Origin of the sequence: Bacillus sp. J41TS8, assembly GCF_018333035.1 — a bacterium.
Taxonomy (GTDB): Bacteria; Bacillota; Bacilli; order Bacillales; family Bacillaceae; genus Bacillus; species Bacillus paralicheniformis.
On the sequence record NZ_BORF01000005.1, the window covers coordinates 48708 to 68821 of the forward strand.

Genomic DNA, 20114 nt, shown 5'->3' on the forward strand with positions numbered 1-20114 from the left:
AATTTCTCCCATCCCCTTTGTTGTCGTTAAGACATAATTAGAAACCGCGCTTATCCCGGCGCGGTTTCTTACTGCTTCAAAAAGGAACATAAGTTCGTTTTGGCGCGAAAAAAAACACGGGAGAAACCCGTGCTATTTTTCGCATTGATAAAGCGGTCCGGCATCATGATGTCCGTTTATATAGCGCCAGAACATGCCGTGTTTCGCTTCCACTCTTTCGACTTTGCGGGCGAACGCGAGCTTTTTCATTTCCCGTTCCACCTCTTCCAGCGTCCAGTCGTAAACGACGGCAATTTCTTTGTCGGCTACAAATTGAAAGTATTCGATAAAAAGTTCGAGCGGAGGTGTTTGTGAAGGCTTCGGCTCATCGCCGAGCATCTCAAACAATACTTCTTCGTAAATCTCGTATGAATAATTTCCGGTTACTTTTAAGCCTTCTCCTTCGCGGAGACTGTTAAAAAACGTAAGAGTCGGGACAGATGCCACTTCCATTTCGGCAGCGATTTTCAAATCGCATTGCAGGGCTTTCACGGCGCTCTGCGAATGAAGATCCCTTTTAAATTCCTCCAGATCGAGCTGTGTATGCTCTGCGATCGCCAGCAGCACCTGTTCTTCGGTGATATCCTGCCGATTGAGAAACAGGCTTTCCTGCATGCATCTCAAAAACTGCAGCCCTGCTTTTCTGCCTTGCAGTTCCGCCGCTTTTAAAGCGAGTGAAGCGAGGTATGGTGCGGAGAGCACTTTGTCATGCAGGAGCGTCCCGTCACAAGACATGCCTGATCTGCATGCGATCTTTTCCCATGCCTCTGCGAGGCGGTGCTTTTTACGTTTCTGAACGTTCAGCGCTGTGATGCTGCATGCGGCGATGATCCTTAGTGTGAAAAAACGGCCGTAGCGGATTTTCAACTTTTTGATCGCCGGCTCCAAAGCCCAGCATTCGGGAGACAAAGGGTCGACAAACATATAAATTTCCATCGGTTTTTGCGGATGTCCATGGCAATGGGAGAAAAATTGGTCACGCTGATTTAGTGTCAATGTGAACCATCCTCCATTTTAGGCTGATTTACCATATGTCTGGCTGTCAATGTCAGCCTTTCAAAAAGAAATTCCCTTATTTCGCCCTTTAAACCGACATGATCCATTGCCTCTTTCATACACGAAAGCCATGCGTCCGCCCGTTCCGGTGTGATTGGAAACGGCAGGTGCCGCGCCCTCAGCATCGGGTGTCCGTGTTCTTCTGTATAAAGCGGCGGACCGCCTAAATATTGCGTTAAAAATTGCTTCTGTTTTCTTGCCGTTTCCGTTAAGTCGTCCGGAAAAATCGGGTAGAGCAGCGGATGCCGCTTTACACGCTCATAAAAAGTATCAACAAGTTGCGATAGAAGCTCTTCTCCAATCGCTTCATAAGGTGCGTTAAACGATTGTCCCATGTTGACTACTCCTTTTAATATGGCTAATAGGAAAATATACCGATTCCTATCGCAAAAAAATATTTATCTTGTGCATCATTTATTATTTCACGATTGTATATACTTATTTTAGCAACCTCGTTCCATTTCTACAAACAAACCGACTTCTGCCTGCGGGCGAAAATCGCTGATTTTGTTTCAAATATCATATCATATTCGCTTCTTAAATGTGTATTTTTAATACCGGGAGGATCAAAGAGGAAGTAAATGCGGACAAAAAAAGCCGGAAAGCATCCTTTCCGGCTCAGCGTGTCGACAAACCCTCGCATTCGTTGTCAGGCCTGCGCGTCGGTGCTCACGAATTCCAACATTCGCTCCGCTCCGATGCTCGGCCTTCCTAGACTGCAAGGGTTTTCAATCACGCTGAAAGGATGACAAAATCCCAAAACTAAAAGTCGTTTTGGGATTTTGTCAACAATCTGAGCCGGAAAGCGTCCTTTCCGGCTTAAGCATAGTAATTTGAGGTGATTCTTTTTACATAATTTTGCGTTTCTTTAAAAGGGGGAATGCCTCCGTATTTTTGGACATTTCCCGGTCCGGCATTGTAGGCCGCTAATGCGAGGTTCACATTCCCGCTGTATTTATCGAGCATCTGCTTTAAGTATTTTGTTCCGCCTTCTATATTTTGTACGGGGTCAAAAGCGTTATTCACGCCAAGCGCTTTCGCCGTTGACGGCATGAGCTGCATCAGGCCCATGGCGCCGGCCGGGCTGACCGCTTTTTCCTGGTAGCGCGATTCCTGCTTGACGACGGCATGAATCAGCTTCTCATCGACTCCGTATTTTTCTGCGGCGTTTTTGATGATCTGGTCAATGCTCTGATTTTGGCCGCCGAAAGAGACGGGTTTCGCTGCGGCAGATGGGACGGCCGCAATTGCCGCAGGCTTTTCGGCTGTCAGCGGCGCCTGGAGCTGAGACCCTGTCGACACGGCCGGAACAACCGCGGGCTGTGAAGACTCCAAACCGCCGACATTGCTTAAATATTGGTTTAAAATCGAGCTGAAATCAAAACCAGCATCTTCGGGACCGCTGTCTGAAGCCGGATAAAACGACCGTATCGCCTGGAGTTCCAAGAGGGCGGCCAAATGGTTGACGTTCATTGTTTTCCCACCTTATTGATCTTTAAGTTTTTGTTCATAAAATCGGACGATTTTATTTTTGGTTTCACGCTCAGGGATGCCGAACGATTTCAGCAGTTCAGAGAAATCCCGTTTTCCGCGTTCATAGTCTGTCACTTCGAATTCAACTTCAAAGTCTTCTACCATTAAGTATCGGCTGTGATCCAAAACAATTAAGCCCTGCGGCAATTTTTTTTCTGCACGGCTTGTTGCAAGCGTTCCGAAAAGGATGAGCTCGTCCGGTTGAATGCCGAGGCGCTTCAGGCGATCGTATACCGGTCCATGCGGAATCGTGAACGTTTCAAATTCGGGATTCCCGGTCAGCTCCTGGTGGGTTTCCATCAGACCTACAGGTGCCGGCTCTTTTAATGTCAGTACATATCGCTGCTGTTTTTCGCGAATTCTTAAAGCCGCTCCTTTTTCTTTTAAAGAAAAGGAGGACGTATCGTAATAATGGTTTTTTTGTATAACAAATTGCTCGGAAGTAAATTGATAATATGATTTGATTTTCTCAAATTCTTTTTTTGTCAGCATATTTTTAAATTCGATTTCAAGTTCCTGGCTCATTCTTTAATTTTTTCATCCTCTCAGCTGGTAAAATTGCATTTTCCTTATTATCTCTTGAGAAGGAACGTTTATCAATATTGAAGCTGATATGATAAAATGAATCTGTACTTTTATTGTAAAGGAGAGCATTATGCAGAACAGAATTGAGATTACAGAAGCCAATCTGCGAAACGACCGGCTGGTGTTGACCAGCGAAATCAATGACGGAGCGGAGCGGAAACCGGCCGGACGCATGCTGACAGACTCCGATCATTTTGCATTTGTATACATACTTGAACAGGACGATTCCTTTGAATACGTCATTTTAAACGAAGGCATCTGGTCCGATCTTAAAGCGGCCCTCGACGCCAATCTTCCTGTGTTTTTACATATCGGAAACACGGAGCTGGAGCTTAACGGGTTCCATGATGAGCTCGGATATTTAATAGAGAATATTAAAGATAATGCAAATTATGGCGAAGAAATGGAAGAGAGAGTGAAACGGATATTCCTCTAGAAAAAAAGGCGATGAAATTGGGGGAAGGTTTATGGACGAAAAACAATGGGAGCAATTTTTAGCGCCGTACCGGCAGGCTGTTGAAGAGCTGAAAGTGAAGCTGAAAGGGATCCGGACCCTTTACGAATACGAGGAGGAACATTCGCCGATCGAATTCGTGACAGGGCGGGTGAAGCCTGTTCCGAGTATTCTTGAGAAGGCCAAGCGGAAAAACATTCCTCTGCACAACATTGAAAGCATGCAAGATATTGCCGGGCTCAGAATCATGTGCCAATTTTTTGAGGATATTCGCATTGTCGTCGATATGCTTCTGGCGAGAAAGGACTTCACGGTCGTGGATAAGCGCGACTATATCGCGGAACATAAAGAGAGCGGCTACCGCTCCTACCACCTCGTCGTGCTGTACCCTTTGCAGACAATCAACGGGGAAAAACAGATTTTGGTTGAAATTCAAATCCGGACGCTGGCGATGAATTTTTGGGCGACAATCGAACATTCTTTAAATTATAAATACAGCGGCAACATTCCGGAAAAAGTAAAATTAAGGCTTCAAAGAGCTTCTGAAGCAGCATCAAGGCTCGATATGGAAATGTCCGAGATCAGGGGCGAGATTCAGGAGGCTCACGTGGCATTTTCACGCAAGAAAAAGGATGAGGATGACGGTTAGGGGAAAGGAGATGGAATGATGAAGTTTGCGGTATCGTCCAAAGGAAATGATGTTTCCGATTCATTAAAAAGCAAAATTCAAACATATCTGCTCGACTTCGGTCTTGAATGCGATGAAGAAGAGCCGGATATCGTCATTTCCGTCGGCGGTGACGGAACGCTTTTATACGCATTTCACAAATACAGCGGCCGCCTCGACAAAACGGCCTTTGTCGGGGTTCATACAGGACATCTCGGCTTTTATGCCGACTGGGTGCCGACCGAGATTGAAAAACTCGTAATCGCGATTGCGAAAACGCCGTATCAAATTGTTGAATATCCGGTTTTGGAAGTTATCGTCCGCTACAATGACGGCAGCGATGAAGCGAGATATTTGGCGCTGAACGAATGTACGATCAAGAGCATCGAAGGGACGCTTGTGACAGATGTCGAAATTAAAGGGGAACTTTTCGAAACGTTCCGCGGCGACGGCCTTTGCTTATCGACCCCATCGGGAAGCACGGCATATAACAAGGCGCTCGGCGGTGCGATTATTCATCCGTCCATCAGAGCGGTCCAGCTGGCTGAAATGGCGTCGATCAACAACCGGGTGTTTCGCACGGTCGGATCGCCGCTCATTCTGCCTGAGCACCACACTTGTTTAATTAAACCGATTAATGATGTGACGTTTCAAGTCGCGATTGACCATTTGACATTGCTGCATAAAGACGTCAAGTCAATTCAATGCCGCGTCGCAAACGAAAATATCAGGTTTGCCCGCTTTCGGCCGTTTCCGTTTTGGAAAAGGGTCCAGGATTCCTTTATCGGAAAAGGAGAATAGGAAGGTTTGCTGTGAGCGATTTTTTGATGAAACAGATCATAACAGAAGAGGACAGCGGGGTTCTTTTGAAAGAATACGTCCAGCGACTGGGCATTTCAAAAAGGATGCTGACGGACATCAAATTCGGCGGCGGGGATCTTTTGGTAAACGGCGGGCATGTAACGGTCAGATACGTTCTTCAAAAAGGGGACGAGCTCGTCATACAGTTCCCTCCGGAAAAAATGAGCGAATCTTTGCGCCCGGAAGAAATTCCGCTTGATATTTTGTTCGAAGATGACCATGTCCTCGTATTAAATAAACAGCCATGCCTGTCGTCGATTCCCTCGCGCGAGCATCCATCAGGCAGCTTGGCGAACGGTCTGATTCATTATTACCAGCGGACGGGCGTCCGCGCGACCGTTCACCTGGTGAGCAGGCTTGACCGCGACACATCGGGTGTCATGCTTGTAGCCAAGCACCGCTTCGCCCACTCGCTTTTATCGGGACTGCAAAAAAAGGGAGCCGTCAAACGGCAATATCGGGCGGTCGTCCACGGTTTGATCGCAGAAGAGCAGGGAACGATCGATGCGCCAATCGGCAGAAAATCATCGAGCATCATCGAGCGTGCGGTGATCCCCGACGGGCAAAAAGCGGTGACGCATTTTTGGGTGAACAGGCGCTTCAGCGGTATGACGGATGTCTCCATCCGTCTGGAAACCGGGAGAACCCATCAGATCCGAGTTCACATGAGTCATATCGGATATCCTTTGTGCGGTGATACGCTGTACGGAGGAACCCGCGGCTTCATCAATCGGCAGGCGCTCCACAGTGAGACGCTGACGTTTTTTCATCCCTTCACAATGGAAGAGCTGACGTTTCAAGCGCCGGTTCCGCATGATATGAGTCAGTTGATAGAGAGCTGAATTAAGCTCTCTTTTTTTATGGCTCCATACGGAATCTTGACTCATCATAAGGCAATGAAGAGGGGACAGATTCGGTTGTCAGTTCGGGGTATCTGAAAGCGGTCAGCCTGTTGCCGAATACACAACCGGTATCGATATTGATCGTATGATGTATCATTCGCGGACGTTTGACAGGAGTGTGGCCGTACACCACCCACGGATCGCCTTTGTAATGAGCGGCCCAGTCCCGCCTGACCGGCCGTCCGTCAGGCAGCGTTTCTCCTGTAATATCTCCGTATAGCACAAACTGTTTTACTTTTCCGACAGGCTTTTTGCCGATGTCTTCCGCTTTGATGCCGGCATGTGCGACGACAAGTTCGCCGTTATGCAGGATCTCATAAAGCGGGGCGTTTTCATAAAGGCGCATGAAAAGGTCTCTGATATCCTTCTGTTTATGTTTCGGAAGGTTTCTGTATTCCGCCGCCGTCGTCTCCAGCCCGTGCTGCAGCTTCACCGGATTGCCTTTGAAAAAACGGTACAGCTTATTGCAGTGATTGCCGGGCACATATCGCACAGCTCCTTCTTCAACGGCCCGTCCTACAAATTCAACGACCTCCAGCGATTTTGGCCCTCTGTCTGTTAAATCCCCGAGAAAGACAAGTGTTCTGTTTTCCGGATGAACGGGAAACCCCGATGACAGCGAGTAACCGAGCTTTTCAATCAGCGCAATCATTTCGTCATAGCACCCGTGAATATCGCCGATTACATCATATTTCATGCGTTTTCTGCCTCCTGTCTGCGTATGTATATACATTGCCCAGTCCATATATAAATCAAGCTTCAGCGACTTTCACCGGAGAAAATCAGGCATATTACTTTTTTTTCTGAGCGAGCATTGTTAAAATCGATTTTTACACCTGTGAGAAAAGAGTTCAGACGGTTCTTTTCCCACATGAAAATGTCTAAAAAGATGTCCCTTTTATTTTTAAAAAAGGGAACGCTAATCATACCCGGAAACCGGTTTTAGAGGAGGTACCAGTTTATGGAGCACACATCTGTCTCATCTTTAGTTGTCGTACTGATTATCGCATTTTTAACGCCCATCCTGCTGCACCGTTTCAGGTTAAGCATACCGGTGGTTGTCGCTGAAATTATCATGGGTCTTATTATCGGAAAAAGCGGGTTCGATCTGGTCGCCCAGCACGATACATGGCTCGAAACTTTATCGATGCTCGGATTTATCTTTTTAATGTTTTTAAGCGGGCTTGAAATCGATTTTTCCGCATTTGAAAAAGGAAAGAAAAAGCAGCTGCTTCCAAGCGGAAAGGAAGCGCCGAATACATTTAAAACGGCTTCGGTCATCTTTATTGCCGTCTTTATTTTATCGCTCGGCCTTTCTTACAGCTTTGTCATGGCAGGATTTATTGACAACGCCTTTTTAATGACGCTGATCATTTCGACAATTTCGCTCGGGGTTGTCGTTCCGACGCTGAAAGAAGAGCGTCTCATGAAGACAAATATCGGCCAGATTATTTTGCTTGTCGCCGTCATTGCCGATCTTGTCACGATGATTCTGCTTGCAGTGTTCGCCTCAATCTACGGGGACGAAAACAGCAATATGTGGCTGCTGATGATCTTATTTGCCGCCGGCGTCGTTTTATACCTGTTCGGAAGGATATTTAAAAAGCGGCCTTTTGTCGAAGTGCTGTCAAAAGGAACGATCCAGATCGGCACAAGGGCGATATTTACGCTGATCATCGTACTTGTGGCGCTGTCCGAGTCGCTCGGTGCAGAAAACATACTTGGCGCGTTTTTGGCCGGGGTGCTTGTTTCGCTGCTTTCGCCGAACAAGGAGCTCGTTCAGCAGCTCGATTCATTCGGATACGGATTCCTCATCCCGATCTTCTTTGTGATGACAGGCGTCAAATTGGACATTTGGTCACTGTTTGGCAATCCGAAAATTTTAGTGATGATCCCGCTTCTGTTTGTGGCTCTGTTAATCAGCAAAGTCGTTCCGGTGCTGTTTTTGAAAAAGTGGTATGACATGAAAACCGTGCTGGCTTCCGGTTTTCTCCTGACTTCCACGCTTTCTTTGGTGATCGCGGCGACAACGATCGGCGAGCGCATCGGCGTGATTGACGCGCAGATGTCCGGCGCGCTGATTCTGGTCGCTGTCATTACATGCATCATCACACCGACCGGCTTTAAAAAATTAATGCCGAAAACGGAAAGCGAAAAAGAGAAAAAGACGATCACCTTTATCGGCGCAAATCAAATGACGCTGCCAGTCACGCTCGAACTTTCTCCGGAAGATTATCACGTCAGAATCCTGCATGTCCGGCAGGAAAAAAAGGAAGAAAATCTGGCGGACCCGGTGTTTGATGTTGAAGTTTTGCCTGATTATGAATACGAGACGCTTCAATCATTCGGCGTTTTCCAAACGGATATACTCGTCGTGGCCACTGGCAGCGAAGAGCGCAATACAGGGATCGCACTTTTTGCGAAGGAGCAGAAAGTCGCGAGAATTATCGCCAGCGCAGATTCTCCAGACGCCGAATCCAGACTGAAAGATAACGGAATTGATACATTCTCTATTCTGCTTTCTACAAAAACGCTGCTGCGCGCGCTTATCGAGGCGCCTGGCGTTATGAAACTCCTGACGAACCAGGATGCGTCGCTGTATCAGATCAATATGAGCAATGAGCGATTTGACGGTGTTCTGTTAAGGGAGTTTCCGTTTACGGGAGATGTTATCTTCGTCCGAATTTTCCGCGGGGTGGACAGCATCGTGCCCCACGGGGATACAAGGCTGCAATTGGGTGACAGGCTGATCGCCACCGGTTCGCGCGAATATATTGCGGAATTGAGAAAAACGCTTGGAGACTGATGCTTGACCATTTTGCAATTCGTGATAAGATAAAAGTATAAACTGAATGAACAAGAAATGTTTTCCACTAGGGGAGTCCTTGATAAGGGCTGAGATAAAAGTGTGACTTTTAGACCCTCATAACCTGAACAGGTTCAAACCTGCGTAGGGAAGTGGCACGGTATTTGAGTATGTATTTATGCAAATTCCAAACCACTTTCCTTGCGGGAAAGTGGTTTTTTTATGTTCAGAATCGAAGGAGGAGCCTCGAAATGAAGTTTTCAGAAGAATGCCGAAACAGCGCTGCAAAATGGTGGGAAGGCAGTTTTGTCCATCCGTTTATTCAAGGGATTGGAGACGGCACACTTCCGGTTGATCGATTTAAATACTATGTCATGCAGGATTCCTACTATTTGACCCACTTTGCCAAAGTCCAATCCTTTGGTGCGGCATATGCTCGCGATTTATATACGACAAGCCGGATGGCTGAACACGCGAAAGGCACATATGAAGCCGAGATGTCGCTCCATAGGAAATTCACCGATCTATTGGGAATCACAAAGGAAGAACTGGAGTCGTTTCAGCCGTCGCCGACAGCGTATGCGTACACATCGCATATGTACCGTTCTGTCGTGAGCGGCAGTTTTGCGGAAATACTGGCCGCTTTGCTTCCTTGCTATTGGCTCTATTATGACGTCGGTGAGACGTTAAAAACGTGCAGGCCTGACAGCGCGGTTTATCAGGAATGGATCGCGACATACGGAGGCGACTGGTTTAAAGAACTTGTGACAGAACAGATCAACCGCTTCGATGAGCTGGCTGAAAACGCCGATGAGAAAACGCGCGCGAAGATGAAGGAGAACTTCGTCATCTCCAGCTTCTACGAATACAGCTTCTGGGATATGGCCTACCAAAAAGAAAGCTGGTCAAAAAGCGGGGTGGATCAGCTTGCATCTGCACGCGATCACCGATGACAAGCACTCTGTGGAAGAGCTTGCTGCAAAAATCATCTCGATTCAAAATGCCGTTGACTTTATCCATATCAGGGAAAGATCAAAAAAAGTAAGTGAAATATCAAGTTTAATCGACCGCCTTGCCGAAGAAGGGGTTGATAAGCGGAAACTGATCATCAACGACAGGGTGGATATCGCTTTGTTTCATCACATTCACCGGGTTCAGCTGCCTTCACACGGCTTTTCCGTCAAAAGTGTGAGGAGCCGTTTTCCGCATTTGAAAATCGGAAAGTCCGTCCATTCGCCAGAAGAAGCGGTTCAGGCTGAAACTGAAGGTGCAGATTATGTGCTGTTCGGCCACATTTTTGAAACGGACTGTAAAAAGGGCCGGAAAGGAAGAGGAGCTCTCAGTCTGGCTGAAGTGAAGGCGGCTGTCCGCATTCCGGTCATTGCGATCGGGGGTATTACCGAACAACGACTGGCGGAAGTCAAAATGGCAGACGGCATCGCCGTGATGTCGGGGATCTTTTCTCATGACAGACCGGATGAGGCGGCCGCGCGGCTTGCCTGTCTCGCGAAGGGAGATTCATATGAGAAAGCGCTATGATACGATCGTGATCGGCGGAGGCATCATCGGGACATCCATCGCTTACCATCTTGCGAAAGCGGGGAAAAAAACGGCCGTGTTTGAAAGCGGAGAAGTCGGCAAAAAAGCGACGAGCGCGGCGGCGGGCATGCTCGGCGCCCATGCGGAATGCGATAAACCCGGTACCTTTTTCGAATTTGCCAGAGCCAGCCAAAAAGCCTATCAGCGGCTGACGGGCGAATTGAAAGACTTAAGCGGCATCGATATCAGAAAGCATGACGGAGGGATATTAAAGCTGGCATTTTCAGAAAGCGACCGCGAACACCTGATGCAAATGGCTGCACTGGATTCAGTGGAATGGCTTGAAGCCGCTGAAGTATATGAGCTGGAACCGCATGCCGGAAAAGGGATTCTCGGCGCTAATTTCATTCGGGACGACATCCATGTCGAACCGGCCGCAGTGTGCAGGGCATTTGCCAGGGGGGCCCGGATTCTCGGTGCCGAGGTCTTCGAGTTTACCCCCGTTTTATCGATCGAATCTGAAGCGGGGGCCGTCCGCGTCACTGCTGCTTCATGCACCGCGGAGGCGGAGCACGTTGTCATTGCAAGCGGTGTGTGGAGCGGTGCTTTCTTTAAACAGATCGGCATAGACAAAAGCTTTTATCCTGTCAAAGGGGAGTGCCTGTCTGTGTGGAATGACGGCATCCCTTTGACGAGGACGCTTTACCATGATCATTGCTACATCGTTCCGCGCCATAGCGGAAAGCTTGTCGTCGGCGCGACAATGAAGCCCGGGGATTGGAATGAACAGCCGGAACTTGGCGGAATCGAGGAGTTGATCCGAAAGGCCAAGTCGATGCTCCCTGACATTGAATCCATGAACATCGACCAATGCTGGGCCGGATTGCGCCCGGAAACAGGGGATGGCAATCCATATATCGGCAGACACCCTGAAAATGACCGGATATTGTTTGCTGCCGGACATTTCAGAAACGGCATCCTCCTGGCACCTGCAACCGGTGAGATGATAGCTGACATGATCCTCGGCAATCCGGTCAAAACAGAGTGGGCCGAGGCGTTTAAAGCGGAGCGAAAGGAGGCTGTGCACAGGTGAACATTCAGCTCAACGGCCGGAAAATAGAGTGGAGAGATGACGGCGGCACGATTTACGATTTGCTCGCATCCTACAGTTTGGAAAATCGTGTTGTCGTTGTTGAAAGAAACAGGCAGATTATCGGAAAAGACCAATATCAAACAGTCAAACTGGAAGAACACGATGTCATCGAAATCGTTCATTTTGTCGGAGGGGGATAAACCGTTATGTTAAAAATCGCAGATCGTCAATTCTCATCAAGATTATTGCTCGGCACAGGGAAGTATCCGTCATTTGAAATTCAAAAAGAGGCTGTCAGTGCATCTGAATCGGAGATCCTGACCTTTGCCGTCAGACGGATGAATATTTTTGAAGAGTCTCAGCCTAATTTTTTGGAGCAGCTTGATTTAAGCCGTTATACGCTTTTGCCGAATACGGCCGGAGCAAAAACGGCTGAGGAAGCCGTCCGGATCGCCAAGCTTGCTAAAGCGAGCGGTCTTTGCGACATGATCAAAGTCGAAGTGATCGGCTGTGACCGTTCGCTTCTGCCTGACCCGGTAGAAACGCTGAAGGCGTCAGAAGCCTTGCTTGAAGAAGGCTTCATTGTGCTGCCGTATACATCGGACGATGTCGTCCTTGCGAGAAAGCTTGAAGAGCTCGGCGTACACGCCATTATGCCCGGGGCCTCTCCAATCGGTTCGGGACAGGGAATCGTCAATCCGCTTAACCTGTCGTTCATCATTGAACAGGCTAAGGTTCCCGTAATCGTGGATGCCGGAATCGGTTCTCCGAAAGATGCGGCATACGCAATGGAACTCGGCGCTGACGGAGTGCTTTTGAACACGGCAGTGAGCGGGGCGAAAGATCCGGTCCAAATGGCGAAGGCTATGAAACTCGCCGTTGAAGCAGGCAGACTCGGATACCTTGCCGGACGAATTCCGGAAAAGAACTACGGCATCGCCAGCAGTCCTGAAGAAGGGAAGTTGACGATTTGACTGGCAGGTATTCAAGACAGGAGCTTTTTCACCCGATCGGACCGGACGGCCAGGAAAAATTAAGTCGCGCCCGCGTCCTGGTGATCGGTGCGGGGGCATTGGGCGCGGCCAGCGCAGAAATGCTGGTGAGGGCCGGAGTCGGTTCGCTGACGATTGCCGACAGGGATTATGTGGAATGGAGCAATCTCCAGCGCCAGCAGCTCTATACGGAACAGGATGTGGTTGATCATATGCCAAAGGCAGCCGCTGCCGAAAAAAGGCTGCGCCTGATCAACAGCTCTGTTCAAGTGACCGGCATTGTAGCAGATGTTACCGCGGAAAAAGCGCTCGAGCTTGCGGAGAAAGCGTCCCTGATCGTCGATGCGACCGATAATTTTGAAACGCGGCTGATCATGAACGATGCGGCGGTCAAGTTAGGCATCCCTTTTCTGTACGGCGCGTGTGTCGCAAGCTATGGCATCACATATACCGTCATTCCGGGGAAAACGCCGTGCCTTCACTGTCTTTTGGGGCATTTGCCCGCGAATACCATGACGTGCGACACAGCAGGGGTGATCGGTCCGGTTGTTCAGCAGGTTGCCGCTTACCAGGTAACAGATGCCCTGAAGCTGCTGACAGGGCATGAACCGTCAGGAATGCTTCGCTCATTTGATATTTGGACAAATGAGCGCTCTGAAGTCCGGGCTGACGCGCTTAAACATGGCTCGTGTCCGACGTGCGGAAAAGGCGAGTTTCCGTTTCTTTCAGCTGAAAACGAAACAAAAGCAGCCGTTCTTTGCGGCAGACAAACGGTTCAGATCAGGCCGGCCGCGGAACAGCCGCCGGAGCTGGAGCCGCTTGCCGCCAGATTAAAAAAAGCCGGTTTGGATGTGACGGGAAATCCTTATTTATTATCTTGCCGTACGGAGGATTTTAAGTTCGTGATTTTTCGGGACGGACGCGCTTTGATTCACGGAACGAACGATATCAATCGCGCGAAAACGATATATCACAGGTGGATTGGCTAAAGGCCGAAGGGAGTGCAAACATCATGAGCATATACAAAGCATTAACAATCGCCGGGTCGGATTCAGGAGGCGGCGCCGGCATTCAAGCCGACATTAAAACATTTCAGGAGCTTGGCGTCTTTGGCATGACGGCTTTGACAGCGGTCACTGCGCAAAATACAACAGGGGTTCACGGCGTCTACCCGCTATCTCCGGAAGCACTCGGCACGCAGATTGATGCAGTGGCGGAAGATTTAAAACCTGACGCCGTGAAAACAGGGATGCTGTGGAGCGCGGAGATGATTGAGGTCATTGCTGAAAAAATTGCAACATACGAGCTTAAACGTGTGATTGTCGATCCTGTCATGATCGCCAAAGGCGGCGCTTCACTATTGAATGAGGAAGCAGTTGAAACATTGAAACGGCACTTGCTTCCGCTTGCTTATGCGGTAACGCCGAACATACCCGAAGCCGAAGTGCTGACAGGGAGAAGCATTCAAACAATGGAAGACCGCAAAAAAGCGGCTCGTGAATTGCATGAAATGGGCGTCCGCAACATTATCATCAAGGGAGGGCATCAGCCCGAGGATGGCAAAGTAACCGATCTCCTCTTCGATGGAGAGGTGTTCACGGAAAAAACGAACACCTATATTAAGACGAAAAATACCCATGGAACAGGCTGCACATTTGCCGCCGCTCTTACCGCGCAAACAGCGAAAGGAAACGGCATTCAAGGAGCTTTCAGCATCGCTGAGGCTTTCGTCCACGAAGCGGTTGCACACAGCCTTGATTTCGGAGCCGGCCACGGACCGACCAACCATTTTGCATATCAAAAGATATCCAATGCAGGGTTGGAACTGTAGTCCCGCAATAAAAATGAATTAATATCGCGGCAGACATCAAAAACGGTCTCTGCCGCTTTTTATATTCTGAAATTGTCAGCCTGCTATTAATTGTGATACTATATATTATGATCAGGTACTAATAAAATGTTAATCATTAGGAGGATTTCATACATATGAATTTATCACTGGAAGGCCGGAATATCGTCGTCATGGGTGTAGCAAATAAACGAAGCATCGCTTGGGGAATCGCCCGCTCGCTTCACAATGCAGGCGCAAGACTGATTTTTACGTATGCGGGTGAGCGGCTTGAAAAATCGGTCAAGGAGCTGGCCGATTCTTTGGAGCGGAACGATTCAATCGTACTTCCTTGTGATGTCACAAATGACCAGGAAATTGAAGCGTGCTTCGCCGACATCAAAAAAGAAGTCGGGGTCATCCACGGCATTGCACACTGCATCGCTTTCGCAAACAAAGAAGACTTGGCTGGAGAATACTTAAATACCACCCGCGACGGTTTTCTGCTCGCACACAATATCAGCTCTTACTCACTGACAGCGGTCGCTAAAGCGGCGCGCGGCATTATGACTGAAGGCGGAAGCATCGTCACGCTGACATACCTTGGCGGCGAGCGCGTTGTATCCAACTACAATGTCATGGGTGTTGCGAAAGCATCACTTGATGCCAGCGTCAAATACTTGGCGAGCGATCTCGGAAAAGACGGAATCCGCGTCAACAGCATTTCCGCAGGGCCGATCCGGACATTGTCCGCAAAAGGAATCAGCGACTTCAACTCGATTTTAAAAGAAATCGAAGAACGCGCACCGCTTCGCCGCACGACGACTCCGGAAGAAGTCGGCGACACGGCTGCTTTCCTGTTCAGCGACCTTTCCCGCGGTATGACCGGCGAAAACCTGCATGTTGATTCAGGCTATCATATCATCGCGCGATAACATAACGCTAAAAAGCAATCCGTTAAAGGATTGCTTTTTCTTTTCTTCTGATTTCTCCTTTTTTGCATATAGATATACCATGAACAGATCGGAGGGATCAAGATGTCTAGCAGAAAAAACGATGCGGAGCAAAAGCCGCTCATGTATATTGTGCAGCCGGACTATGATAAGGCAGAAGCGAACATGCAGGATATTCTGATTAAAAGAAAGAAGAAAGCAAAACCCGACGCTTCCGAACAAAAAGCCCGGCGAAAGGAACAGCAGGATGAAGCCGTCCGGCCAGACGAAAAGGACGGCGCCGAAGCGGTGCTTAGCGATGAGGCGAATCGGTCCGAAAAAGGAGTCAAACCGATTAAAAAGCCGCTCAGCAAGATGACCATCGCCGAGAAAATCGACTTTTTGGCAAGCCTTCCCGGCAATATGCCGAAAACTCTTTGCCTCATTGAAGCAGACGGGAAGACATACAGAGGAACGATCGCCGGAAAGAAAGGCGGTTCCGTATTTGTCAAAACGTCGAGCAAAGGGGCTCCGGCGGAACTGCAAATCGAGAGTATTACTTCCTTGCACCCGCTTGGCTTTTAAATTACACGATAAAAAAAGTCCCGATTCAGGGACTTTTTAATTTGAACGATTGATCAGTTGCGGATTTAAGCATTCGATCGCACAGAAGCATTCCAGATCCACTTCAATGCAGAAATTTGTTTTTTCCAAGCGGAACACATCGCAAATTTTGTCTTTATCTTCTGTGAAATCGAGAACGCGGCGATTTTCATCAAAGGCAATCAACAGTCTCAATGTAGCGCAGCAGTCGTCAATCTTTTCAACTCTGAAAAACACGGTGCTGAAGCAAGGGCCTGCCTGAAGCTCTCCGACATTTCCAAAGGCTACGAACGGCTTAGACTTTGAAGTGTATAAAATAAACGGAATGGTGTCGCCTAAGTGTCTCGAAGGGGAAAGCAGGTTGCTGAAACAGCTTGTCGGGCAGCCTTCTTCCTCAATGGCGTTTTGCAGATCGTGAATGTTTTCAACGGCTTCGCACACGCAGTTTTCGGCTGAACATTTCGTCATGTTATGATCCCTCCTAGTTCAGGATTTAAAAATTCATTTTTCGGCCTGGCTTTTCTATTGGTAAAAGGAGCTGCCGAAAGCCGGCAGCTTTCGTGAAAAGACTGGCATCAAGCCGATTATAACGGCCGGCTTGATGCAGTCCGACACCTTTTAACCGTGGTGCTGATTGTGTTTTTTGTCTGCTGCGCGATCAACTAGTTCAGGTGACAGACATTGAATCGCGCAGAAACAAGTCAAGTCAACCTCGATGCAAAAGTCCGTTTTCTCAAGCCCGAAAAAGTCAGGGTCACAAGGATGGCAGACGCTTAATGTGTCGCCGTTTATGTCCACAGGCCTCAGGATTGAAAGCGTTGCACAGCAATCTTTTAGACTTTCTGCCCGGAAGAAAATCGATTCGAAGCACTGCATATCATCTGAAAATCCGCCGACATTTCCAAATGTTGAAAATAAACCGCCTTTTTTGTCGTACAAAAGGAACGGAATGGTGTCTTTACCGGAAACCGTCGGACTCAGCAGATTGCCGAAGCAGCTCGTCGGACATGTTTCTTCAACTGCATCCTGTTCTTTTATAATTTGTTCTACTGCATCGCATACACAATTTTCATGCCGGCCATGATGTTTTCCGCAGCTCATGGATTTCAGCTCCTTTTTATAGGGATATTTGACTTTAGTCTTTAACAACATATGTACCCGTGCCCTTGTTGGTGTGGGTAATCGTCTATAAAAATGAAGAAAAGCAGAGCTTGATGGCTCTGCTTTTTTGTATTAAAGGAGTCCGACGATAAGTGTTGCGATAACAACGGTAAGCGTTTGGACAGCTGTAGAGACCAAGACGGCGACATCGGTATCTTCTGTTGTAACTGTGACATCGCGTGAATTGTCGATAATTAATTTTTGACGGTTTGTTTGCTTGTTTGCTGTTACCTGCAGCAAGTCTTGTGATACAAGCTCGGCAAGATCAGCATCGTCAATGATTGCCAGAACGATTGTAACAATTGCCGTCTGCACCGCAGTCATAACAGATGCGACAACTTGAGTATCCTCTGTAGAGACTCGGATATCGCAAGAATCCTTGATGATGATTGTCTCATCTGACAGCTGTTTGTTCAGGTTGAGCTGGTCGAGCTCCTGATTGATAAATGCATCGTGTTTACCGCACTTGCAGTTGTAATCGTCACAAACGTGTTTCTTAGGGTGTCTCGGATAATACTCAGTTCCCGGATGCTCGCATTCTGGATCTAGCGCAACCCAAGAATATGGTCTAGTTTCCATTTGTTTTCCTCCTTCCATTTACTATTATTAAATGTTTGAAGGCTCGAACTTGTATATGGCAGATACCCTACTCCAAATCCCCATTTTTTTCTTCGGTTTGGGCGGTGTTCTCCTGCTGCCTTCTTTGTCTCAGCTTTTCTCTTAATTTATTTTTACCTGAACGTTCTCTTCTTCGTCTCGGGCGTTCTTCGGATTGTGATGATGATTCATTGTTCGCTTCTTTCTTCTTTTCCTGCTGCCGCTGGATGAGAGCCTCGGACTGCGCCTTTAAATCTTCGAGTATTTTTAAGATGTTTTCTTTTTCTTCCTCAGACAGCGTTCGCACATTGTCTTTTGAAACGCCGTGTTTTCTAAGGATATTTTGCACAAGCGTATTTGTCAGCGGATTTACTTCCGCTTTAAGCTTTTCGCGATCTGCCAATTGTTTTTCACCTCAATTTCTCAAAAAATATTAGAAAGAAAGGAAGGCTTAAAGTATGTCAAGCTCTGTGATAAGCGCGATCAGCACTTCGGTTAAAACTTGGACGGAAAGCAGGATCTCCAGCGAGGAAAGCGTAATGGTGACATTGCGGCTGCCGATGACTTTGATGATGACTCTTCTCCTGCTTTGCAGCCTGTGTACGGCTAAAACATGTTCTGTTACGATGTCTGCTGTATCCTCGTCTTCGATCGCAAGCTGAGCCGATAAAATCGTCAAAGAGATCACAGTGGCTTGTAAAGAGAGAGCTGCTGTTATGTTTGCCGTGTTTACAGTGACATGTTCGGAATCAATCACTTCAATGAGCTGGTCATATTCCCGGTATAATTCGTCAAATGTTTTTGCGTACAGCGCTTCGGCTTTTTCATGAAACGACATAACTTTCACTCCTTTCTTATCCACACTTTATTAAATGCAGACCGGTAACTTAGCGGAATGAGGAAAACATACATTTCAGCACCCAAATTTGCTGTTTTAGGCAAGCCGGTTCCGGCATATATTTGGAAGCAGGAAAGGGGGAGCCCTGTGATACAAAGCTGGCTTTTATATATTCTATTTTCTATCGCGGTATTTCGGCTGACACGGCTGGTCGTGTTTGATACGATCATGGCGCCGTTTAGAAGCCTGTTTCACGAAGAGGTTGAAGAAAAAAACGAAAAAACGGGAGAGACCGAGACGTATCTTGTCATGAAAGGAAAAGGCGTGAGAGCGTGGATCGGCGAGCTGTTGAGCTGTTATTGGTGCACGGGTGTGTGGTGTACCGCGTTTTTGCTTGTTCTTTACGCCTTTGTTCCGACCATTGCCGAATGGCTGATTCTTCTGCTTGCCATAGCAGGCCTTGCTGGGGTACTGGAAACGATCGTGTCCAAATGGCTCGATTGAATGGGGATTTATCATTGGCAACTTATGAAAAGAAGACTCATATAATGGCGTATAAGCATGAGAAAGGAAGGAATGCAATGAGACAAGTGAAAAGAAGGCAGCAAGGCCGATTAACGAACGCTTCCAGCAATCATCAGTCCACTTTCTCAAAAAAAGTGAAGAAAAAAGGCTGCGGATGCGGCAAAAAGAAGAGAACCTATTAATATCAAAAAAAGCCGGATACAGTCCGGTTTTTTTGTTGCCAATTTTTCTTCTGATGCATACACCATCATAAGGGGGAAAAGCGATGAATGTATTTGAACAGCTGGTTGAATCAATATGCCGCAAGCACGATCAAACGCAAGCCGGCCATGACCGGGTGATCTTTGAGCAGCAGAAGGAACTGGAGACATTTGACCGTTCTGCCGAACAGTTCGGCAGGCAGGTCGAAGCGTTTGCAGAGAATGCTGAAAAATGGCTGGGAGAGGACGTGAGTCTGCCGGGCATCTATAAATAATCCACGGAAGCCCTATGCATCAATCCAAGCGAATCCTATCAACTGTCATATCGTGTAGGGAGAAAAGGAGGTGCTTTAGATGGGCTTTTGTGGCGGAGGCTACGGCGGCGGCTACAGCGGAGGCTATGGCGGCGGCTATGGTTCAACGTTTGTATTGATCGTTGTCTTGTTTATTCTTCTCATTATTGTCGGCGCTTCTTTTAAATATTAGTTTTTGAGTTGAAGCGAAGAGGGCGACGGCATGTGTGCCGGGCCCTCTTCTTTTTGAACGGGAAAAGCACAAGGCTTTTCAAAGATGCATAAGATAGCGTATCACTCCCAAAAAGGAGGCATAGGTATGGACAATCAATTTTTCAAAAACATCGAAAAGAAAACGGGCGTCAGCATGAATGAGGTCATGCAGCTTGCGAATTCGCTGCAAAATGCCAACTTCAAGGATGAAAATACGGTCCGCAGTGTGATTAAGCGTGTCGCTAAATTGGCGAACAAACGGGTTCCGAAGGAAATGGAAGATAAGATTGTTGAATCCATTGTAAGCGGCAAGGAAAAAATGGATTTCAACACGATCGCGAAAATGATGAACAGCAAAAAATAAACACCGCGCCTTCCGATAAAAGGAGGGCACGGT

30 protein-coding genes and 1 riboswitch are annotated in these 20114 nt (G+C 47.8%); of the genes, 20 read left to right on the forward strand and 10 right to left on the reverse strand.

Translation table 11 applies throughout. From position 1 onward, the window contains the following. Positions 1-132: 132 nt before the first annotated feature. Together spxH and KI350_RS08815 are read right to left on the reverse strand one after the other, a co-directional pair. On the reverse strand, positions 133-1035 hold the full coding sequence (spxH, locus tag KI350_RS08810; RefSeq protein WP_025811635.1) for a protease adaptor protein SpxH: 903 nt from the start codon (positions 1033-1035) through the stop codon (positions 133-135). Beyond that, the gene (locus KI350_RS08815) at positions 1032-1430 is read right to left on the reverse strand and encodes a globin domain-containing protein (RefSeq protein ID WP_003180652.1); all 399 of its coding nucleotides are present in this window, start codon (positions 1428-1430) and stop codon (positions 1032-1034) included. Before KI350_RS08815 ends, spxH begins: the two co-directional genes overlap by 4 nt. Positions 1431-1676: 246 nt before the next feature. Between KI350_RS08815 and KI350_RS08820 the strand changes: the two genes are divergently transcribed. Then, positions 1677-1844 (forward strand): hypothetical protein, encoded by a 168-nt coding sequence (locus tag KI350_RS08820; protein ID WP_155273793.1) that lies wholly within the window; start codon positions 1677-1679, stop codon positions 1842-1844. A 70-nt stretch (positions 1845-1914) separates the two neighbouring features. On the opposite strand, the gene KI350_RS08825 is transcribed toward KI350_RS08820, so the two are convergent. Continuing rightward, positions 1915-2568 (reverse strand): lytic transglycosylase domain-containing protein, encoded by a 654-nt coding sequence (locus tag KI350_RS08825; RefSeq protein ID WP_020450947.1) that lies wholly within the window; start codon positions 2566-2568, stop codon positions 1915-1917. Between the two features lie 12 nt (positions 2569-2580). Beyond that, positions 2581-3153, reverse strand: a complete 573-nt coding sequence (locus KI350_RS08830) for a CYTH domain-containing protein (RefSeq protein WP_020450948.1) — start codon at positions 3151-3153, stop codon at positions 2581-2583. A 130-nt stretch (positions 3154-3283) separates the two neighbouring features. On the opposite strand from KI350_RS08830, the gene KI350_RS08835 reads away from it, so the two are divergent. Genes KI350_RS08835 through KI350_RS08850 form a run of 4 tightly spaced genes read left to right on the forward strand, consistent with a single transcriptional unit; the run spans position 3284 to position 6037 of the window. Next, a complete protein-coding gene (locus KI350_RS08835; protein ID WP_003180659.1) occupies positions 3284-3649 on the forward strand; it encodes a UPF0738 family protein in 366 nt (121 codons plus the stop codon). Between the two features lie 31 nt (positions 3650-3680). After that, positions 3681-4316: a GTP diphosphokinase gene (gene yjbM / locus KI350_RS08840; protein WP_003180661.1), complete on the forward strand. Its 636-nt coding sequence runs from the start codon at positions 3681-3683 to the stop codon at positions 4314-4316. An 18-nt stretch (positions 4317-4334) separates the two neighbouring features. Beyond that, a complete protein-coding gene (locus tag KI350_RS08845; RefSeq protein ID WP_023856668.1) occupies positions 4335-5135 on the forward strand; it encodes an NAD kinase in 801 nt (266 codons plus the stop codon). Between the two features lie 26 nt (positions 5136-5161). Beyond that, complete coding sequence (locus KI350_RS08850) at positions 5162-6037, forward strand: RluA family pseudouridine synthase (RefSeq protein WP_020450950.1); 876 nt, start codon at positions 5162-5164, stop codon at positions 6035-6037. 16 nt (positions 6038-6053) lie between these two features. On the opposite strand, the gene prpE is transcribed toward KI350_RS08850, so the two are convergent. Continuing rightward, positions 6054-6794, reverse strand: a complete 741-nt coding sequence (prpE, locus tag KI350_RS08855) for a bis(5'-nucleosyl)-tetraphosphatase PrpE (RefSeq protein ID WP_020450951.1) — start codon at positions 6792-6794, stop codon at positions 6054-6056. 264 nt (positions 6795-7058) lie between these two features. Between prpE and KI350_RS08860 the strand changes: the two genes are divergently transcribed. The 10 genes from KI350_RS08860 (at position 7059) to KI350_RS08905 (ending at position 15872) form a co-directional block, all read left to right on the forward strand. After that, positions 7059-8903 (forward strand): monovalent cation:proton antiporter family protein, encoded by a 1845-nt coding sequence (locus KI350_RS08860; protein ID WP_020450952.1) that lies wholly within the window; start codon positions 7059-7061, stop codon positions 8901-8903. Between the two features lie 59 nt (positions 8904-8962). Beyond that, a riboswitch (TPP riboswitch) is annotated at positions 8963-9071 on the forward strand. Between the two features lie 83 nt (positions 9072-9154). Then, entirely contained in the window at positions 9155-9856 is a 702-nt protein-coding gene (gene tenA, locus KI350_RS08865; protein ID WP_023856671.1) for a thiaminase II, read from the forward strand. After that, positions 9831-10442: a thiazole tautomerase TenI gene (gene tenI, locus KI350_RS08870; RefSeq protein ID WP_023856672.1), complete on the forward strand. Its 612-nt coding sequence runs from the start codon at positions 9831-9833 to the stop codon at positions 10440-10442. Before tenA ends, tenI begins: the two co-directional genes overlap by 26 nt. Further along, complete coding sequence (gene thiO, locus KI350_RS08875; RefSeq protein WP_020450955.1) at positions 10426-11535, forward strand: glycine oxidase ThiO; 1110 nt, start codon at positions 10426-10428, stop codon at positions 11533-11535. Before tenI ends, thiO begins: the two co-directional genes overlap by 17 nt. Further along, a complete protein-coding gene (thiS, locus tag KI350_RS08880; RefSeq protein ID WP_020450956.1) occupies positions 11532-11735 on the forward strand; it encodes a sulfur carrier protein ThiS in 204 nt (67 codons plus the stop codon). Before thiO ends, thiS begins: the two co-directional genes overlap by 4 nt. 6 nt (positions 11736-11741) lie before the next feature. Then, the gene (locus tag KI350_RS08885; protein WP_020450957.1) at positions 11742-12509 is read left to right on the forward strand and encodes a thiazole synthase; all 768 of its coding nucleotides are present in this window, start codon (positions 11742-11744) and stop codon (positions 12507-12509) included. Then, positions 12506-13516 carry a thiazole biosynthesis adenylyltransferase ThiF gene (locus tag KI350_RS08890; protein ID WP_020450958.1) on the forward strand — a complete coding sequence of 337 codons (1011 nt, stop codon included), beginning with the start codon at positions 12506-12508 and terminating at the stop codon, positions 13514-13516. The genes KI350_RS08885 and KI350_RS08890 overlap by 4 nt, the downstream gene beginning before the upstream one ends. Before the next feature lie 23 nt (positions 13517-13539). Then, positions 13540-14358: a bifunctional hydroxymethylpyrimidine kinase/phosphomethylpyrimidine kinase gene (thiD, locus tag KI350_RS08895; RefSeq protein WP_020450959.1), complete on the forward strand. Its 819-nt coding sequence runs from the start codon at positions 13540-13542 to the stop codon at positions 14356-14358. Positions 14359-14513: 155 nt separating this feature from the next. Beyond that, a complete protein-coding gene (fabI, locus tag KI350_RS08900; RefSeq protein ID WP_003180687.1) occupies positions 14514-15290 on the forward strand; it encodes an enoyl-ACP reductase FabI in 777 nt (258 codons plus the stop codon). Between the two features lie 102 nt (positions 15291-15392). After that, entirely contained in the window at positions 15393-15872 is a 480-nt protein-coding gene (locus KI350_RS08905; RefSeq protein WP_003180690.1) for a CotO family spore coat protein, read from the forward strand. Between the two features lie 36 nt (positions 15873-15908). On the opposite strand, the gene KI350_RS08910 is transcribed toward KI350_RS08905, so the two are convergent. The 5 genes from KI350_RS08910 to KI350_RS08930 all read right to left on the reverse strand — a co-directional run bounded on the left by KI350_RS08910 (position 15909) and on the right by KI350_RS08930 (position 18486). Next, complete coding sequence (locus KI350_RS08910; protein ID WP_023856676.1) at positions 15909-16358, reverse strand: CotY/CotZ family spore coat protein; 450 nt, start codon at positions 16356-16358, stop codon at positions 15909-15911. A 150-nt stretch (positions 16359-16508) separates the two neighbouring features. Continuing rightward, entirely contained in the window at positions 16509-16991 is a 483-nt protein-coding gene (locus tag KI350_RS08915; protein WP_003180694.1) for a CotY/CotZ family spore coat protein, read from the reverse strand. 132 nt (positions 16992-17123) lie between these two features. Next, entirely contained in the window at positions 17124-17630 is a 507-nt protein-coding gene (locus KI350_RS08920; protein ID WP_003180696.1) for a spore coat protein, read from the reverse strand. A gap of 67 nt (positions 17631-17697) precedes the next feature. Next, positions 17698-18051, reverse strand: a complete 354-nt coding sequence (locus KI350_RS08925) for a hypothetical protein (protein ID WP_003180698.1) — start codon at positions 18049-18051, stop codon at positions 17698-17700. 48 nt (positions 18052-18099) lie between these two features. Next, positions 18100-18486, reverse strand: coding sequence for a spore coat protein (locus KI350_RS08930; RefSeq protein ID WP_020450962.1), 387 nt, complete (start codon positions 18484-18486; stop codon positions 18100-18102). A 147-nt stretch (positions 18487-18633) separates the two neighbouring features. On the opposite strand from KI350_RS08930, the gene KI350_RS08935 reads away from it, so the two are divergent. The 5 genes from KI350_RS08935 (at position 18634) to spoVIF (ending at position 20081) form a co-directional block, all read left to right on the forward strand. Next, entirely contained in the window at positions 18634-18990 is a 357-nt protein-coding gene (locus tag KI350_RS08935; protein ID WP_003180704.1) for a DUF1360 domain-containing protein, read from the forward strand. A gap of 77 nt (positions 18991-19067) precedes the next feature. Further along, positions 19068-19193: a hypothetical protein gene (locus KI350_RS23205; protein WP_254926386.1), complete on the forward strand. Its 126-nt coding sequence runs from the start codon at positions 19068-19070 to the stop codon at positions 19191-19193. Between the two features lie 83 nt (positions 19194-19276). Continuing rightward, positions 19277-19486: a hypothetical protein gene (locus KI350_RS08940; RefSeq protein ID WP_020450964.1), complete on the forward strand. Its 210-nt coding sequence runs from the start codon at positions 19277-19279 to the stop codon at positions 19484-19486. Between the two features lie 79 nt (positions 19487-19565). Continuing rightward, positions 19566-19697: a YjcZ family sporulation protein gene (locus tag KI350_RS08945; RefSeq protein WP_020450965.1), complete on the forward strand. Its 132-nt coding sequence runs from the start codon at positions 19566-19568 to the stop codon at positions 19695-19697. A gap of 126 nt (positions 19698-19823) precedes the next feature. After that, positions 19824-20081, forward strand: a complete 258-nt coding sequence (spoVIF, locus tag KI350_RS08950) for a sporulation-specific transcription regulator SpoVIF (protein WP_020450966.1) — start codon at positions 19824-19826, stop codon at positions 20079-20081. The last annotated feature ends 33 nt before the right edge of the window (positions 20082-20114 follow it).